The sequence below is a fragment of the Synechococcus sp. PCC 6312 genome, assembly GCF_000316685.1.
Lineage (GTDB): Bacteria > Cyanobacteriota > Cyanobacteriia > Thermosynechococcales > Thermosynechococcaceae > Pseudocalidococcus.
Map to the genome: position 1 here is coordinate 2805617 of NC_019680.1, position 16991 is coordinate 2822607.

The following is a 16991-nucleotide window of genomic DNA, read 5'->3' on the forward strand; positions in this document are numbered from 1 at the left end:
CTTAGTCCGTAGGACTTAATCTGCATCGTGGCTTTTTACATACTCGATGGCCCGTTCCCGATCTTCCTCGCAATATTTTCCGCTTCCGATTATATTTCGTAGTTTTCTGGCTTCGGATTCGATCCCGCCTTCTGCCTTGGCTAGTTGGGATAGCCGTTGCCATAGCCATAGATCGTATTGTTTTACCACTTTTTTCTCCTATTGATGTAAGGGATTGACACTCATCCCAGAGGTTGTTTGGTTTATTCTGAATTATGAGTTTGAATGTATTTCACTGCTTCTTCCCAGACTTCCGGTGGGTAGTCGCCGTATGCAATGATATTGCGGAGTTGTCTGGCTTTCGAGTAGTGGGATTGGGAGGTGGGGTTTGATGTATTCCATTTTTTCTAGTAGGTGGGAGGTTTAAGGTATTCAGACATATCACTCCGGTTTTTTGACGAAAGGAACCCACACTCCGTACAGATCGCACCAATCCCAAAGGTTTTTTAGTTCCTCGTTGAACTCATCAAGGGTCTGAATATAGCTTTCAAAGGAAAAGATGATTTCTTCAAAATCATCTTTTCCATAGGGGTTTTGTAGGAACAGGCTGGTTTGCTTTTGTAGGAACTGGTTTAGCCGTTTTGCGAGTTCTTTGCAACGATGCTTGAGTGCATCTCCTTCCAGGTTCTCGTCTGTGATCAAGTCTCTAATTTTCAGTTCAGCTTTCCATTTCACATTCTTTACTCCGCAGCACAGTAGTGTTTTTTAATCCAGTCGAGGTCAACTCGGCTGTTACCCATTCGTTTTGGGTTGGGTCAATAGACATACTCCTTTGTGAGTGGCGTTGTGGTTATTAGCGGAGTAGGGCTAATTTCGGATTGGCGTAAACTTTAGCGGCTACTGATGGGGAGACAAATAAGATGCTTCTAATAATAGTTACATCAACATTAGGGTTGTCTGCTATTGCCCGAAATCTTGCAACCACGTCTTGAAAAATGCTGTTACAAAAACACGCATCAGAGGTACAGGCTAGTAGATACCCATCAGGAACCCCAACCATTTTGTGGAATGGGTTATCAATGGGAATAACGGGGGTGGGATTGAAATAAATAGTAGTCATAACTTTTCTCCTTGAGGACAGTGGTAGAGTGTATTCCATTTATTTGGTTTCCGGTAATTACTCGGCAGGACAGTAATGTTCCTTGATCCAGTCCAGGTCAACTCTGCCTTTGACGTTAAGGCAATGAATGAGGGCTTCTTCGGCTGACTGGAATGAGTCAGGGACTTGGTATATTTTGCTGGTGCGTTTAGTAAAGATGTCCGCTTTCTTCAGGCTGGTGGTTTCCAGGGATTGTAGGCCAGGGTAGCGCGGGTCATCACCAAAGACGGTTTCATTGTTTTTGCTATTGATGTAGCCATATTTGCGAATCAGGCTGTCATATTTTTTGCTGAGGGTTTGTTGCTCTATGGCCAGGTGTTCTTCACTGGCCGTGCCTTGGATGCTGATGAGGTACTCAAGGATTTCTGATAGCTCCATCAGGTCAATGATTTGGTCTTTGTGATTATCAATTTGCACCAGGGTAGAGCCGACTCGTTGATAAATCCGATTGTTATGGCGCACAAACTGGTAGGACTTGAGGTATTGCAGTTCGGGTGGGATTGTTCTTAGGGTGTTGTGGGGCCCGCTCTTGTAGCAGGGTAGTACCCATGCGGCTGACTTAATGATGGCTTCTGGAATATTGAGGCCGGTACTTTCAAGACCGAGTGTTTCCCCGCCGTATAGGGTGGCCAAGCATAGTTTTCCAAGGAGCCGTTGGCGATTTTGGATGTAATATGCGTTTAATTTCAGGTTTTGGCCAAGCTGTTCGGTTTCTTTGGTGACTTTGCTATTGATCCAGACTGCCAATCCAGGTTCTCGTACCTTTTGGAAAAACATGAGGTCGGTGGTAACTTCGGTGTGGGCCATTTCCTTAAAGGTGTTGTTGGGTAGGCGTACCGCATGAACTAGCTTTGCTTTTCGGGATAGCCATTCCCGGAATTGTTCATTCTGGTCAGTATCCAGGGTTCCGGTACTACTGATGACGACAATGAGGCCACCGGGGCGTACTAAGTCGGTCATCTTGGCAATGAAGTGGGAGTGGATATAGACACCGAGCTTGTTGTAGCGAGGTTCGTGGACTTTGTAACTACCAAATGGCACGTTGCTGATGGCCAGGTCAAAGAGGTCGTCTGGCATGACGACGGTTTCAAATCCTTGGTTGTAGATGGTCGCTGTTGGGTTTAGATATTGGGCAATTTTGGCCGGAATAGGGTCAAGTTCTACGCCTGTCCATTGGATAGGGAGTTGTGGCGGGGCATGGCGAATAAAGAGGCCAGTTCCACAGGCGGGTTCTAATGCGGTTCCGCCTGTAAAGCCGAGTCCCTGGATGACTCGCCAGGTTGCTTTGATAATCTCTGGGTCAGTGTAGTGAGCATTCAGGATAGAGGCTCGCGCTGCGCTAAATTCTTCTGAACTGAGCAAGATTTTGAGTTGTTTCTGACAGTCCTTGGCCCATCCGTTGGCATCTTCACGAAAGACTTGCCAAATACTGCCCCATCCGTTGAACTGTTTGAGGGCCTCGAATAGGGCTGGGTCTTTCTCCCCAGAGTCGAGCCGCTGTACGGCTTCAATAGCGGCGAGGTTGGCTAGTCCTTGTTCCTTTGGCTTCAGCATGGTGTCTCTGCATTAATGACATCCAGGCTGAAAGACTCCCACCGTTCTTTCATGGATTCCATTACCTCTGGCGGGACATTGTGAATACTGCCGTAATTGCCTTCAACTGTGACTACAGAGAAGTCGTGGCCATACTTTTGGGCCATTTCAATGTAGGGTTTGATCTCCCAATTTTGGCAAAAGGTATTGTGGACTGCGATTATTTCTTCGTTGTCGTAGAGTTCCAGGTACTCCTTGATACTTTGCTGGCACCAGGCATGGGACGCAGGGACTAGAATTTTTTGGAGTTGTCCGTTTTGGTAAAGATTTGGAAAATCGTCTGCGCTACATTCATGCTTGGTTAGTAGTTTGGCCAGGGTAGTTTTTCCGGCCCCTGGTAAGCCTCTGAGGATCAGCAGCATTAAAACGCCAGTCCTGTAAAGTCGTTTTCTTGAATACAGGCAACGATCTGGTCGTGGATGCTCGACTTGCCCGACCATTCCTGAATGAGTTCTTTTTCCATTTCGAGTAGTTTTTCTCGATATTCATTTCGGATTGACCTAACAAGTTCGAGGTCTTTTCTTTCCTCGTCTGAGGCCAGGTCTGGGAAGGTTTTAATCTCAAAACTGAGGGCTGATTCGTAGAGGTCTAATCCCTCAAGGGTTGAGTGAAATTCACCGTTAAAGAGCTTATCGTTTGCTACATTTAACATTTTTTCTCGTTAGTTACATCTGCCTTTCCGAAGGACATTCTTGTTGTTCTGATTTGAACTTTATTGTGTTTGTTCTAGGGGAAAGCAATGGAGCGAACAGAGTGAGCGTGACCTGGGGGGCAAGGGGGGGCGGTTTTAGCACCCCCCCACGGCCGGTGACGGTGCGAGAACTTTGATTCCCACGTTTCCGGTTTCTGTCCGTCACCGGCCGAGAGCAAGTAGGCTTTGCTCGTTTCGTGTTTGACGCTAGGTGATCTGACTGAAGGGTACGACCGTTTGTCCCTAATTGCCGGGTGTCGTTAGATGTTGTTGTTGCATAGTCTAGAGGCTGGACAACAGGCCCATCAGTTCGATATCTAGTCTGGGTTAAGCATTATCTAAGGGGCAGGGGAGCGGATGTCTACACCCCTGTTTTCCATGCCTGTCATTCCATGCGCTTTTAGACTGGGGAATATAGGCAAGGGGAGGGATGAATGCAACGGGACTAGCAAGTAGGAAGGCTAAAAAGGCCGCCTACAGTGATTTTTACGAACAAATGTTTCCATTCAATTGTTTTCCCTAGCGAGTAGGGAGAGTCTAAGGAGAAAGAATGAAGGTTTTAGTAAATATCTTGTTTCCATTCAATTGTTTTCCCTAGCGAGTAGGGAGATCTCTATGGGCATCTGAGTGGGGAGTCTATTTATGGTTTCCATTCAATTGTTTTCCCTAGCGAGTAGGGAGATACCGGAATTATCGCTGAGATGCTTGACAATTTGAGTTTCCATTCAATTGTTTTCCCTAGCGAGTAGGGAGGTCAAAGGAATCGGTGCTCGGTTCGTAAGCAAGAAAGTTTCCATTCAATTGTTTTCCCTAGCGAGTAGGGAGTTCTTCAGGTAAAAACTGAAGTGCTTCAAGTGCGTCGTTTCCATTCAATTGTTTTCCCTAGCGAGTAGGGAGTTCAAGCGCAGCAAGACTGGCCTCGGAATTACCTGATGTTTCCATTCAATTGTTTTCCCTAGCGAGTAGGGAGCTAAAAAGCAGTTTGACCCCGCCGTGTTTTCTGTCCTGTTTCCATTCAATTGTTTTCCCTAGCGAGTAGGGAGTTAGTGGATGGATTTACCAACTTATTATGCTTGTAGTTTCCATTCAATTGTTTTCCCTAGCGAGTAGGGAGGGAAATCTGGCAGAATCGGGACGTTTTACAATCCTTGTTTCCATTCAATTGTTTTCCCTAGCGAGTAGGGAGCGATGGAAAAATATGCTGCTACATACCTAGATTCAATGTTTCCATTCAATTGTTTTCCCTAGCGAGTAGGGAGTCAACCTTTTTTAGGAGACTGGCCGGAAATGATTGGTGTTTCCATTCAATTGTTTTCCCTAGCGAGTAGGGAGCAGGTATAGTTACTATCTTTTCCCAAAACTTCTAGGGAAGTTTCCATTCAATTGTTTTCCCTAGCGAGTAGGGAGGGTAGACAAACCCCGGACTCTGTAGGTGGGTTCTTAGTTTCCATTCAATTGTTTTCCCTAGCGAGTAGGGAGCAGTTACAGGAGCCTTTACTACGCTATTGGGTACGGTTTCCATTCAATTGTTTTCCCTAGCGAGTAGGGAGCAGAAATATTCACCTGAATACTTTTGGAATCCCAAGTTTCCATTCAATTGTTTTCCCTAGCGAGTAGGGAGATAGGGAGGGTACGTTAAACGGTTTTTATCCAAGTAGGTTTCCATTCAATTGTTTTCCCTAGCGAGTAGGGAGCTATACCTGGTACAAGGTGAATGGGACTCTATTCACGTTTCCATTCAATTGTTTTCCCTAGCGAGTAGGGAGGTGGAAAGGCTAAACCCTTTACACAAGTGTATTCTGGTTTCCATTCAATTGTTTTCCCTAGCGAGTAGGGAGAATACTTTTGGGCACTGGTAAATGCTGAGAAGCATGTTTCCATTCAATTGTTTTCCCTAGCGAGTAGGGAGTGTGTTGCAGGCAATGTCGGAGCTACCTTAAACATGTTTCCATTCAATTGTTTTCCCTAGCGAGTAGGGAGCCGAATCGTCTGTATCAATGGCCTACACCGGCCGATAGTTTCCATTCAATTGTTTTCCCTAGCGAGTAGGGAGATAAGCAATTGACGGGGTTAGGGTTCCGTCACTAAATAAGTTTCCATTCAATTGTTTTCCCTAGCGAGTAGGGAGGGCCAGAGTCTTGCAAGATAGCTGGCTGGAGTTGGGTTTCCATTCAATTGTTTTCCCTAGCGAGTAGGGAGGCAGGATGTTGCGGCCCGCCGACACTATCTTTATAACTGGTTTCCATTCAATTGTTTTCCCTAGCGAGTAGGGAGTTGAAGTGACAACCAAGGATGAACGGAAACCATTCGGTTTCCATTCAATTGTTTTCCCTAGCGAGTAGGGAGTCGACTTTACTGGCTTGCCATAATGCGGGTTTTCAGTTTCCATTCAATTGTTTTCCCTAGCGAGTAGGGAGTAGATTTTAAAATTTCTAAAAATGTTTCATTGTCTCGTTTCCATTCAATTGTTTTCCCTAGCGAGTAGGGAGTTGACTACATGAATGCCAATGCGCCGTCCAGAAGTTTGTTTCCATTCAATTGTTTTCCCTAGCGAGTAGGGAGGTCAGAGAATGAGGACAAATTTAACGGGTGTAAAGGTTTCCATTCAATTGTTTTCCCTAGCGAGTAGGGAGAACAAAACCGAAGTCATCTACAATAACGAATCTTATGTTTCCATTCAATTGTTTTCCCTAGCGAGTAGGGAGAGAGTATTACTGTGATCTAGTTGCGTACTACAACAAGTTTCCATTCAATTGTTTTCCCTAGCGAGTAGGGAGTTGCAGGTGGAATCCAATGAGTCCGCGCAATCCAAGTTTCCATTCAATTGTTTTCCCTAGCGAGTAGGGAGCGTTGAAGTATTTGCCGTGAGAGGGGGCGTTCATTAAGTTTCCATTCAATTGTTTTCCCTAGCGAGTAGGGAGAGATGATGTTTATCGTTGCGAATCTGATATTCTAAAGTTTCCATTCAATTGTTTTCCCTAGCGAGTAGGGAGCTAGAGTAGGTGACTGTATTGATTTATTTTATCGTGTTTCCATTCAATTGTTTTCCCTAGCGAGTAGGGAGAAGAAACTTCGTTTTCAAAGCCTCTTCTCATTGCGGTTTCCATTCAATTGTTTTCCCTAGCGAGTAGGGAGATCAGAATCGTCTTACTTATGCGCCTTATATCGAATTTGTTTCCATTCAATTGTTTTCCCTAGCGAGTAGGGAGTCATCCCCTCACACACCGTACACATAACGAAGGGAGTTTCCATTCAATTGTTTTCCCTAGCGAGTAGGGAGCGAATTTACACTTGAAGAAATTGGAACGGATGGAAGTGTTTCCATTCAATTGTTTTCCCTAGCGAGTAGGGAGCAAGAGAAAGTGGATAACCGCTTTAAGCAACTGCAAGAGTTTCCATTCAATTGTTTTCCCTAGCGAGTAGGGAGGAAGTCATTTATAACAACGATTCTTATGTACTCAGTTTCCATTCAATTGTTTTCCCTAGCGAGTAGGGAGTCGATTCTCAGATAGGCTATAGGCTTAATGCCTAAGTTTCCATTCAATTGTTTTCCCTAGCGAGTAGGGAGTTTATTTGCCTAGCATGGTTGCTTTGTCTTTGATAGTTTCCATTCAATTGTTTTCCCTAGCGAGTAGGGAGTTAACTATCCTTGGTGACAGTAAGGCACATTACAAGTTTCCATTCAATTGTTTTCCCTAGCGAGTAGGGAGTTTATTAGGGTATGCATTTATGACTGTTATTTCTAGTTTCCATTCAATTGTTTTCCCTAGCGAGTAGGGAGTAAATACTAGGCTATCCTTATTTTTTGTGTGTTCAGTTTCCATTCAATTGTTTTCCCTAGCGAGTAGGGAGAGACGATCAGCAACCAGAACAACCCCCTATTTTGAGTTTCCATTCAATTGTTTTCCCTAGCGAGTAGGGAGCAATAATCCCAATGGATCGGTTTTCCATCCTTTGTATGGGTTTCCATTCAATTGTTTTCCCTAGCGAGTAGGGAGTAAAGTGTCGAACTCTCTTTTTGTTAGACCTTGATAACCTGTTTCCATTCAATTGTTTTCCCTAGCGAGTAGGGAGAAGATGCAGTTGAATGTACTCTCTGACAGATACTACGTTTCCATTCAATTGTTTTCCCTAGCGAGTAGGGAGGCAATGACGAAGAGTACGTTCGAGTAAAAGAAGCAGTGTTTCCATTCAATTGTTTTCCCTAGCGAGTAGGGAGCGTAGAGGAGCTAGTAAACGTAAATTAAAGGATTTTGTTTCCATTCAATTGTTTTCCCTAGCGAGTAGGGAGATAAAATTAATGCCTGATTCTCAACTGTTTCAGGTAGGTTTCCATTCAATTGTTTTCCCTAGCGAGTAGGGAGAAATAACACATCCTGCGATGTCGTAGAAGATATTAGTTTCCATTCAATTGTTTTCCCTAGCGAGTAGGGAGCATTCGGGAACGGGCAAACGCTGTTGGAACATTTACGTTTCCATTCAATTGTTTTCCCTAGCGAGTAGGGAGGTTACACTGCAATCAGTACCCACTTGCCACCCTAAGGTTTCCATTCAATTGTTTTCCCTAGCGAGTAGGGAGTGGGTAACGGTGGGATTCCCTTTCTCAATCTCGTTCAGGTTTCCATTCAATTGTTTTCCCTAGCGAGTAGGGAGTGGCAGCAAAACTCGCAGCTTCATCTGCCGATTTACGTTTCCATTCAATTGTTTTCCCTAGCGAGTAGGGAGCAAGCACCTAAAAATACTTACCCATTGAAAGTCGCGTTTCCATTCAATTGTTTTCCCTAGCGAGTAGGGAGTTATAAGGAGAATGATTATAAATTCGTCTCTAGTAAGTTTCCATTCAATTGTTTTCCCTAGCGAGTAGGGAGCTAACACGATTGAGGCTGAAGTTATCGTAGGCCGTGTTTCCATTCAATTGTTTTCCCTAGCGAGTAGGGAGTTTCTACTATGATTCCCATGGCACTGGTTATTTTGTGTTTCCATTCAATTGTTTTCCCTAGCGAGTAGGGAGTTGAATTTGATTTCCATTCTTCCATTAACAACACCTGTTTCCATTCAATTGTTTTCCCTAGCGAGTAGGGAGAAATCTGTATGAAACCTTTGAAGCGGGCGATAGCGAGTTTCCATTCAATTGTTTTCCCTAGCGAGTAGGGAGACGAGATGGTTTAAGCCTTTCATACGCCTTCAACAGTGTTTCCATTCAATTGTTTTCCCTAGCGAGTAGGGAGAGATACTCGCAGGGCTGCTAAAGCCCTTAAAAGAAACGCAGTTTCCATTCAATTGTTTTCCCTAGCGAGTAGGGAGTTATATCCGTGTTCTGAAGTGTTTGTTTGGAGGTCAGTTTCCATTCAATTGTTTTCCCTAGCGAGTAGGGAGTTAGATTCGCATCCGTCTTGTTGATATGAATAGACGTTTCCATTCAATTGTTTTCCCTAGCGAGTAGGGAGTTGACCTGGACTACTTTCCCTGTACCCTTCTGTACGTTTCCATTCAATTGTTTTCCCTAGCGAGTAGGGAGGCACTTACGTTGTACGAAGCATTGCGTACCTATAAAGTTTCCATTCAATTGTTTTCCCTAGCGAGTAGGGAGAAGAAGCAGGAAATCCCCTTAGACATCAAGACGTAGTTTCCATTCAATTGTTTTCCCTAGCGAGTAGGGAGAAAAACATCAATCTGTTTAATGCCATCGGTTCTAAGTTTCCATTCAATTGTTTTCCCTAGCGAGTAGGGAGAACTGCAAGATCATTGTAAATCTCTTCCCGATATTGGGTTTCCATTCAATTGTTTTCCCTAGCGAGTAGGGAGGCGTCAGTAAATCTAATAATCTTGCGTTGTTTTCGTGTTTCCATTCAATTGTTTTCCCTAGCGAGTAGGGAGTCTTCGTCCTCACTGTTAAATCCCTTTTCTATTTTGTTTCCATTCAATTGTTTTCCCTAGCGAGTAGGGAGTTCTAGTGAGTAATCGTCAGCGCAGTCTTTTAGTCTAGTTTCCATTCAATTGTTTTCCCTAGCGAGTAGGGAGATTAATCGAATTAACGGCGGATACGGCTGAGGTTACGTTTCCATTCAATTGTTTTCCCTAGCGAGTAGGGAGTCCTTCTATTAAAACCTATGTAGAGAGCAGTGTCTAGGTACAAGTTGCGAGGCAAAACTGGGGAGAATATTCTTGTTGCATAACATTGGTGTGAGATATGGTCGAAATCCTTGTCTGCATAGGGCATCGAGGCTGAGAACGAGAAGATGGAGTTTTCCATGATTGACAGCAAGCCTCGATAAATATCTTAGATAATCGTTGAAGTGGCCTGGTTAATAACTGGTGATCCCCCCCAAACTTCTATAGTTTCTAGTGTGTGTTTAGACAATGGATAAAACCTCAAATGATCTTCATTAACGTTAACTCTTTTGAGTAATCGTCTTTTGAGTTCGCAATATTTTTTATTACTTAAAATACATTCAAATACACTGTATTGGACTCTGGTTCCATAGCCCTCAAGTAAGTCAGATACTTTTTTGCGCCTCTTATTACACGGAATGTCATAGGCAATAATATAAAGCAACATTGGTCAATTAGCGAATTAGATAGGGTTGATATTTACGACTTGGAGCATATGCAAATTCCCGAAATCGCTTAACTTGTTGCATTAAGGAGTCCCATCGGAGTTGATGGTCTGGGCCGATTGCTTCTTCCATACGATTTAAGAATGCTTGCAAGTATTTTTTACGTCCTGAGTCATTTATATAGCAACCACCATTGATAAATTCAAAGTCTTGATCTGCGTCAATCATATTGCGATTGATCATATAGATAACTAATGAATCTACTATGGCAGTTCTAAACTCTTCGATTAAATCAGAAGCTAAGGCCGCATGTCGTTCACTGGCCTGATGTAAACAGGCTTGATACGGATCAAGATCATTAAGTTCAATCAGGCTTAAGAGATGGTTCCAAAGTACTTGGTAGCCAAAACTCAGCATAGCGTTAATCGGATTTCCTGGGGGACGGCGTGTGCGAGCAATGAAGATGAAATTTGGATTTTGGATGCAGTTTCCAAATGTGGCAAAGTAGATGGCAGCACCAGCACCTTCAGTCCCGAGTAGTCGCTCAATAGTGTCTGTTTGGGGGACTTTAGTGATTAAGTAGCCGAGTTGCTGAATTGCCATTTCCAAATTGGTTGATGGATGTGAACGGTGATGCCGCATTAAGAAGACTCGACTGTTTTTTAGCTTGGCGGTCACAATGGCCTGGGCTGCTAAAAGCCGATCCACTGGGGTCAGGAGTTGTTGATAGCGGCTCAGTTGTCGATAGCCTCGCTGAATTGGCAAAACTCTGCCGTAGCAGTAGCCCATGCGTGAAAGATAAAGGATCGGAATTTCTTGGGCTAGGCAAGCACGAATCAACTGGGTTGTGACCTGGGATTTACCAAAAATTAAAATCTGTTCAACTAGGGGGAGTTGGACCTGATTAAGGGTTGTTTTACCCTTTTTAATCAGTATTTGCTCTTGAGACAGGCAAAGATAGCACCCTTGCTGCGATACATAAAGCGATTTCATAGGTATATCTCGCAATGGGACTGTGTAGTTAGCGGTCTAAGTCACTAGATTGGGAGCGTTTCTGAATTTTGGACTCATGGGGATTGTTGACTAATTCTGCCCGTATCGAGTCTTTTTGGAGATAATATATGACGCGATCACTAATGGTGGCGGTTAAATAGCTGGCTAGAGTGACTAAGACAGTATTGATGATGACCGCTGCTAATCCTAAGGGGGCGATTAATAAAATGATGAGGGTTAAGCTGCCGTTGACCGTGGCCTGGGTTAGATTGCGAATTTGGATGGCACGATGAGAGATATACATGGTTGCAAAACCTGAGTTGGAAGGAGATGTGTTCCAAGATATCCAGGCCTGCTAGCGTAGACTACTTTTTGGTGCGATTGACAAAGATTTCCAGTAGAAGGATTTAAATTCAGATAGCTTTTTTAACTTTCGAGTTGCTCCAGCCCCCAGTGATAGAGGTCTTCGAGAAGAGTATTGTCTGGAGGCTCCAATTTTTCAGGACAGAAATGTTCAATGAATGATATGAGTCTCTCAGCTAGTTGCATATCTTTAGAAGATTCACATTGCTCAGTAACAATCGAGGTTAATTCATCTATTGAGACAGATTGATTACTATGTACAACTGCATTTCGTTTTTCATTCATCCATTTTAAAATCTGAATGCTTGGGGACTGGTCTTGCAAGCCCATTAACGCTTGCCAGCCCATCCGCAATTCACCAAAAGTGGCTTTATAGTTCTTGGATGAGATATGTTTTTTATTCTCTGCAATAACAATATATCCATTTTTTATCCATTTTTCTCTTTTAAATCTCCAAAATAACAATCGTTCCAAAATTTGAAAGAACTGCATAAATGCTGCTGTGTAATTTTCACGTTGGAAATTTAAAGAAATAAACAATCTTAACTCCCAAAGAATAGTAAATTTACTCTCTGGTGTTTGTCTTTCTTCTGGCTTATTTATAATCTGAATTTTTTGTAACCACTGATTGCGTTGAGTCTTAGTTATTCCGGTAACTTGGGGGTGTTTATTCAGAAATTCAGAGAAATTATTAAGAGCTTTTCCTAACTCCCAGTTACTCGCCAGAGTTAGGTACTCTGCCAAAGCATAAACGACAGGATAACGATCCGTATGGGCTGCCAGCCAAACCTTAGCTTCTGCAAAATCACCCCGTTTCCATGCCGAAAGAATTCGTTCACGCTCGACTGGCCAAAAGTATTCTCCTAGGCTCATCAGGCTGTAATGACTCGCAGGGGAAGCACTGCTATGACCCTCTGAAACCACAGGATATGCTTCTTCTGGCTCTTGAGGGATCACGTGTTCAACAACACATTTACGCATTAAGGCTGCGGCACAGATTTCTAAGCTATTGGCAATTTTAGGAATTGACCCCTTAGTCTGAATTTGAAGAATGTGCGGTTCATCATTCGTACTTGCTTCAACTAAAATATCGTTGACCAAAAACTCCATCAGTTGCTTCTGAATTTGTTCAATGTTATCGGCATCAAGGAGTGGATTCCAGGTTTTAACAATCAGGTCGGGGTAGGATTGTCGGATTTTTGCAGCCATTAACTCTGCCAGCCATAACGTATCTGAGCGGCGAAATCTCCAGGAAACTGTATCGGGCTGGTTTGTCCCCCAGAGGATTACTCGATCCAGACCATTCTTAACTTCTTGAGATAAGATCACACCATCCATCAATAGCTCAACCGGACTAAAATCCTTTGAGACTTCAGCAAGGTGGTAAATTAACTCTCCCAGATGGCAGGATGCCCAGCGAAGCTCATTATTTGGGGCATCACTATGAAACCCTCGTTCTTGTCCAAATTCAGCATAGAGTTCATCAATATGGTGTGGATGCCCTCGATCTCCATCAGCTCCTAAGGAGCGAACAATACCATTGCTACACTGCCAGCCAACTTGTCGTGTACCAACGGTAATCATCAAGGTTTTCATATTTCAATCCTTTGGGTTAGTACTCTTTAATGATAAATTGAGCTTCAGACAGACCTTGCTGATTTTGCCTTAAGACTCGAATGAAGCGTCCCTGCAAGGACTCTTGTGAAATTAAGTATTGATGGAGTACGAAAACTTGCTTTAATCGTTCACGATCTTCTTTTAAAACGATGATTCCAGCATGGCTGAAACCACTGCGGTGTAATTTCAAGAAATCATCTCGGTTATGGGTGATTACACTACGCTGTTGCTCAGTTGCTAGGGATAAGACCTGCTCATCAGGGACTTTTTGATTGGCATTACCAGCTTCGTAGGAGGTCAACACATCATATCCTAAGTGCCGTAACTCTTTCACGATAATAGAGGATAGATTTTCATTGACATAGAAGCTAAACATCCCAATCCTTCTCCTGGGCATGGGACAGAATTAGGGTGTCAATTTCCTCTAGATGAGTTTGATAATATTTACGACAAATTAATAAGTCAAGACCTGTTAATCCTTCAAAGTCAATTAAGAGTTCTTGATCATTGGCTCCCTGTTGAATCAAAGAAACGATTGTCCAGACTGGAATGCGTGTGTCTCGAATACAGGCATAGCCACCACAAACTCCAGGGGTTTTCTGAATTGTTTTGGAAACTAAGGTGTTTTGAAACAGATCATAGTCATCTTTAGGTAAGGCTATGATTGCATCGGTGAGTGATTCAACTAGTTTTGAGTTCATAGGGTTCTCTCAAGGCCTGGGATATTAAGTAAAAGGAAAGATTTGAAAGCAGGCCTCGGCATTAGTATTAAGTTCTTCAATAAATCGAGAACGTGGGGCTTCGGTGGCTCCAAATACTGTCACAATCTGATAGTGTTCTAAATCCGCAATCCAAACGGGAGAAGGTTTAACACCCCCAGGCCCTCCAACCTGTCCACATAAGTTTCCGTCATAATAGTTCCCTTGCTTAAATCGTGGATGATGAAGTTGTGCTAAGGCATAGGGCTTACCATAATCCTCTCTACCTGAACACACTAAAATTCGGCAATGTGCATCAATCGCCTCTTTCCATTGATTATTGCGAACTACACCATTTGGTCTTAGATTGCGGGGATTGATGTTGGCCTGGGTGAATTGCGATAGGGCCTGGTAGAACTGATCTAAGTGTTGGCGAAATCGACTGTGCATTGCTTGAGGAGTTTTAGGCAATTCCCAAAAATTATCATTTCTTTCAGGTTTTAGAGTTGCTCCCCGCCACCAAGGTGGTTTAGGATTATTTCGATTTTGACGAGAATAGCATGGTCGCCTTGCCCCTTGACCAATCCCGCCAAGGTGAAACATCAGCCAAGTAAGGGATTTTGATAGTTTAGCTAGGTTTTCTCCTTTTTGTGCCGAGACTTCTGTTGAGTAATCCAAAACTAAAGTTCCTAATTGTTTGCCACAGGCCTCTTGTCGCCCTTGTTGATTAGGCCTGGGTTTCATTTGGACAAGTTGATCATTCTCAATCCGTACTATAAGATAGCCTCGTTTGGGTTTTGGTTTAATGTTTATGTCTCCAAAGATTTCAGCTTCTAATTCCTTTACTGTATTGACTGGCATAACACCCAAGGTAAAAGCCCGAAACCAGTAGCGCAACATAGACTTAAAGGCCACAGAGCGAACTTCAGCCTGAGAAGCTGTATTTGGAACTAATTCTCCTTTATTATTTCGTTTTAGTTTTCCATCTCGTTCAATCTTAAAGGGTTGTTGAAGATCAATTTTTTGTTGACTATGAATCAGTTGACCTTCGAGAGTAAAGTCTACTCGGAAAAAACCTGGCGGAACCTTGTTATTCGTACTGAGAACTCCATAGCCTGTATTCACCTGAGAACCAATGCCTGCTGCAAGTCCCTGAATGAGCCACTTTTTGACTTGATTAAAGGTTTGTACGTCACAGGCCCCGGTTTGTTTAATTCCAATCAAAAACTTGGATTTCTTGAGTGAAAAGAAGGGATTTGGATTTGGTGAATAGCCTGGTAAATTATTGCCATCACCCCAATTCCAAATGTTGTTGGCCATATCTACTTCCAGGCCAGCCGTTTTAGAACTAGGCATCGGATAGGCATCAAGAAAAATGACTTTACCAGCTTTATTAGCGTTATCTTTTGCGTCTAGGGAACCAAAGTAGGGGGCAATCCGTTTTTCGGCTTCTCTCCAATCCGTAATGTTCTCCCGTTCCATAATCTCTCGGATGGCCTGGGTTCGAGCCACACCGCGCAACGTACTAGAGGGAATATAGGGCATTCCTAGAGCATCAAAGGCGGGTAACAAAATACTCTCTGGCCCCCGATGCCCACCCACACGAATTCGCCAAGAACTGGTGACTTCAAAACAATTGGCCTGGCCTGCAATCAATTGAGTTCGGTCATGAAGTTTTTCAAGACGTTTGTGATAATCCTGCCCCATTGCCATCTGCATGATTTGGACTTTCGTATTTGGATCAGTGGAGTCTTTACCATCTTTATTTGGGTTTCGATTAACTTCCCTCATCCATCGGAGGTACTCGACAAAACTTGCAGTTGAATCAGGATCAGGCTGTGGATCAAGTGGATGTTCTAACCAAGGTGATGGGATTGGCTCATTATTACCGCCGGGATGATTACGGTTTGGCCCGCCTTGGCCTGGATTACGGGGCGGATTTCCAGCTCGGCCTCCCCCAGATGCTTGGGGCTGAGGGCGTTGAGTGGCTGCGTAGTTGTTGCGTTGTAGGGCTTGAGGCTTGGACTGACTCTGGCCTGGGCGTTTGGGACGTTCAAAAACCATGAATCATTCCTCCCCTGAAACATCGTGGTAAATTGCGGTGGCCCAAAAACTGAATTCCTGGGCAACTTTTAAGCCTAAGCCTGTTATACCCAAGTAGTCCTCAGGCTCAAGTTCAGTTAGTGTTTTTAAGCCGTTTTCACTAGCAATATCTTTGTTTGGGACTGCCCATAATTCTTGGATAGTTTCAAAAAAGGCGATAACGACATCTTTTTTTCCTTTCTGGTCTTTGAGTGCTTTTTCCTCGGCTTTCAGGCGCAGAAGTCCCCAGGTTGCGATGTAGGTATAGAGTTGCACGGCTTGTCCTTTTTGTTGCTTTACAACGGGGTCTTCTTTGCCAAGGTTTCCCCGCAACTGCGTCAGTTTTTGGTAAACCGGTTGGGCTATAGCTCTGGGGTCAAAGATTTCCATAGATTTCCTCTATTTACGTTGATGTTGAGTGTCTTGATGATGGGAAATAATCCTCAACTAGTCCTAAGTTGCCAACCAGGCCTGGACAAAGCCTCGTCCTAAACTTTCCTGCCCGCCGATTTGTAAAAGAGAATGCTCTCGAAGAATACCTTCAAAAACACGGGTTGTATCTTGCTGTTGCTTGGCCTGGGCGGTTACTCCCCAAGGAAAGTACATGAGGGTGTCAGGTGGAATTGCTTCTTCATAGCGAAAACTACCACTACTGACTGATTTATGCTCATCTAGTTTAATTTTTACTTGTCGCCATAAACTCATTTGGATCAGTGTTGCACAATGTTTATCGGGCAGAACAATAACGCGCTTGATGTCGCTCTTATCAGAAATAGGGATAAATTTTTGCCACTCATCCCAGGCCTGGAGCTGGTCGGGTTTGAGAATGGCATCTTTGAGATAAACTGGCTTGCCTGTTGCTAATATTGGATGAACGAAGCACCTAACAGAAACATCAGGAATAGAACAATCTACTTTGCTTAATCGGGCCCAGCGTTTCAAAAGCAGTGGTGAACTAATCCAGATCACCCCATGGCTCAGGGACGGAACGGGCAACCATAAAATTGAGCCATCTCCAATCCAGATCGCACCCTGTTCTAGCGACCCAGCACTAATTTCGTTACCAAATAAACGGTATTGTTCGGCCTGGTCATCCGACAAACTAGCTCGCAACCGGCCACGAATAGAGCTAGAGGGAATGTAGGGTAGTTCGGTGTGTGACTCACGCGCAATTCCCAAGAGATTGCCTTCCTGAGTTGTGCCACCTGTATGGAGAGGGGAGAGGAGATAAAGATAGACAAGATGCATCGGGTTCATAG

The 16991-nt window shown here is 43.8% G+C and carries 15 protein-coding genes and 1 CRISPR repeat array; all 15 genes read right to left on the reverse strand.

Annotation, left to right across the window (positions count from 1 at the left end):
* Positions 1–15 precede the first annotated feature (15 nt).
* Positions 16–189 carry a hypothetical protein gene (locus tag SYN6312_RS19940; protein WP_156804818.1) on the reverse strand — a complete coding sequence of 58 codons (174 nt, stop codon included), beginning with the start codon at positions 187–189 and terminating at the stop codon, positions 16–18.
* A gap of 231 nt (positions 190–420) precedes the next feature.
* Entirely contained in the window at positions 421–714 is a 294-nt protein-coding gene (locus SYN6312_RS13620) for a hypothetical protein (RefSeq protein ID WP_015125463.1), read from the reverse strand.
* A 118-nt stretch (positions 715–832) separates the two neighbouring features.
* The gene (locus SYN6312_RS13625; protein WP_015125464.1) at positions 833–1099 is read right to left on the reverse strand and encodes a hypothetical protein; all 267 of its coding nucleotides are present in this window, start codon (positions 1097–1099) and stop codon (positions 833–835) included.
* A 57-nt stretch (positions 1100–1156) separates the two neighbouring features.
* A complete protein-coding gene (locus tag SYN6312_RS13630; protein ID WP_051021042.1) occupies positions 1157–2692 on the reverse strand; it encodes a hypothetical protein in 1536 nt (511 codons plus the stop codon).
* Entirely contained in the window at positions 2686–3093 is a 408-nt protein-coding gene (locus tag SYN6312_RS13635) for an AAA family ATPase (RefSeq protein ID WP_015125465.1), read from the reverse strand. Before SYN6312_RS13635 ends, SYN6312_RS13630 begins: the two co-directional genes overlap by 7 nt.
* Positions 3093–3383 carry a hypothetical protein gene (locus SYN6312_RS13640; RefSeq protein WP_015125466.1) on the reverse strand — a complete coding sequence of 97 codons (291 nt, stop codon included), beginning with the start codon at positions 3381–3383 and terminating at the stop codon, positions 3093–3095. Before SYN6312_RS13640 ends, SYN6312_RS13635 begins: the two co-directional genes overlap by 1 nt.
* Positions 3384–3920: 537 nt before the next feature.
* Positions 3921–9515: direct repeats of the CRISPR family, unit length 36 nt; unit sequence GTTTCCATTCAATTGTTTTCCCTAGCGAGTAGGGAG.
* Positions 9516–9702: 187 nt separating this feature from the next.
* Positions 9703–9981 carry a CRISPR-associated endonuclease Cas2 gene (gene cas2, locus SYN6312_RS18430; protein WP_015125467.1) on the reverse strand — a complete coding sequence of 93 codons (279 nt, stop codon included), beginning with the start codon at positions 9979–9981 and terminating at the stop codon, positions 9703–9705.
* Positions 9982–9988: 7 nt separating this feature from the next.
* Entirely contained in the window at positions 9989–10972 is a 984-nt protein-coding gene (gene cas1, locus SYN6312_RS13645; RefSeq protein ID WP_015125468.1) for a CRISPR-associated endonuclease Cas1, read from the reverse strand.
* Between the two features lie 28 nt (positions 10973–11000).
* A complete protein-coding gene (csx18, locus tag SYN6312_RS13650) occupies positions 11001–11276 on the reverse strand; it encodes a CRISPR-associated protein Csx18 (protein WP_015125469.1) in 276 nt (91 codons plus the stop codon).
* 122 nt (positions 11277–11398) lie between these two features.
* On the reverse strand, positions 11399–12931 hold the full coding sequence (locus SYN6312_RS13655; RefSeq protein ID WP_015125470.1) for a hypothetical protein: 1533 nt from the start codon (positions 12929–12931) through the stop codon (positions 11399–11401).
* 16 nt (positions 12932–12947) lie between these two features.
* Positions 12948–13349, reverse strand: coding sequence for a DUF5615 family PIN-like protein (locus SYN6312_RS13660; RefSeq protein WP_371257362.1), 402 nt, complete (start codon positions 13347–13349; stop codon positions 12948–12950).
* Entirely contained in the window at positions 13321–13653 is a 333-nt protein-coding gene (locus SYN6312_RS13665; protein WP_015125472.1) for a DUF433 domain-containing protein, read from the reverse strand. The genes SYN6312_RS13660 and SYN6312_RS13665 overlap by 29 nt, the downstream gene beginning before the upstream one ends.
* Positions 13654–13677: 24 nt before the next feature.
* Positions 13678–15714: an RAMP superfamily CRISPR-associated protein gene (locus SYN6312_RS13670; RefSeq protein WP_015125473.1), complete on the reverse strand. Its 2037-nt coding sequence runs from the start codon at positions 15712–15714 to the stop codon at positions 13678–13680.
* A gap of 3 nt (positions 15715–15717) precedes the next feature.
* The gene (locus tag SYN6312_RS13675; protein WP_015125474.1) at positions 15718–16122 is read right to left on the reverse strand and encodes a hypothetical protein; all 405 of its coding nucleotides are present in this window, start codon (positions 16120–16122) and stop codon (positions 15718–15720) included.
* 63 nt (positions 16123–16185) lie between these two features.
* Positions 16186–16989 (reverse strand): type III-B CRISPR module RAMP protein Cmr4, encoded by an 804-nt coding sequence (gene cmr4, locus SYN6312_RS13680; protein ID WP_015125475.1) that lies wholly within the window; start codon positions 16987–16989, stop codon positions 16186–16188.
* Positions 16990–16991: the final 2 nt, after the last annotated feature.

Bases quoted from the DNA above. Each gene is read 5' to 3' on its own strand.
- SYN6312_RS13665 (WP_015125472.1), bottom strand. From the start codon at position 13,653: ATGAACTCAAAACTAGTTGAATCACTCACCGATGCAATCATAGCCTTA.
- SYN6312_RS13655 (WP_015125470.1), bottom strand. From the start codon at position 12,931: ATGAAAACCTTGATGATTACCGTTGGTACACGACAAGTTGGCTGGCAG.
- SYN6312_RS13630 (WP_051021042.1), bottom strand. From the start codon at position 2,692: ATGCTGAAGCCAAAGGAACAAGGACTAGCCAACCTCGCCGCTATTGAA.
- SYN6312_RS13675 (WP_015125474.1), bottom strand. From the start codon at position 16,122: ATGGAAATCTTTGACCCCAGAGCTATAGCCCAACCGGTTTACCAAAAA.
- csx18 (WP_015125469.1), bottom strand. From the start codon at position 11,276: ATGTATATCTCTCATCGTGCCATCCAAATTCGCAATCTAACCCAGGCC.
- cas2 (WP_015125467.1), bottom strand. From the start codon at position 9,981: ATGTTGCTTTATATTATTGCCTATGACATTCCGTGTAATAAGAGGCGC.
- SYN6312_RS13660 (WP_371257362.1), bottom strand. From the start codon at position 13,349: ATGCCCAGGAGAAGGATTGGGATGTTTAGCTTCTATGTCAATGAAAAT.
- SYN6312_RS13625 (WP_015125464.1), bottom strand. From the start codon at position 1,099: ATGACTACTATTTATTTCAATCCCACCCCCGTTATTCCCATTGATAAC.
- SYN6312_RS13640 (WP_015125466.1), bottom strand. From the start codon at position 3,383: ATGTTAAATGTAGCAAACGATAAGCTCTTTAACGGTGAATTTCACTCA.
- SYN6312_RS13635 (WP_015125465.1), bottom strand. From the start codon at position 3,093: ATGCTGCTGATCCTCAGAGGCTTACCAGGGGCCGGAAAAACTACCCTG.
- cmr4 (WP_015125475.1), bottom strand. From the start codon at position 16,989: ATGAACCCGATGCATCTTGTCTATCTTTATCTCCTCTCCCCTCTCCAT.
- cas1 (WP_015125468.1), bottom strand. From the start codon at position 10,972: ATGAAATCGCTTTATGTATCGCAGCAAGGGTGCTATCTTTGCCTGTCT.
- SYN6312_RS13670 (WP_015125473.1), bottom strand. From the start codon at position 15,714: ATGGTTTTTGAACGTCCCAAACGCCCAGGCCAGAGTCAGTCCAAGCCT.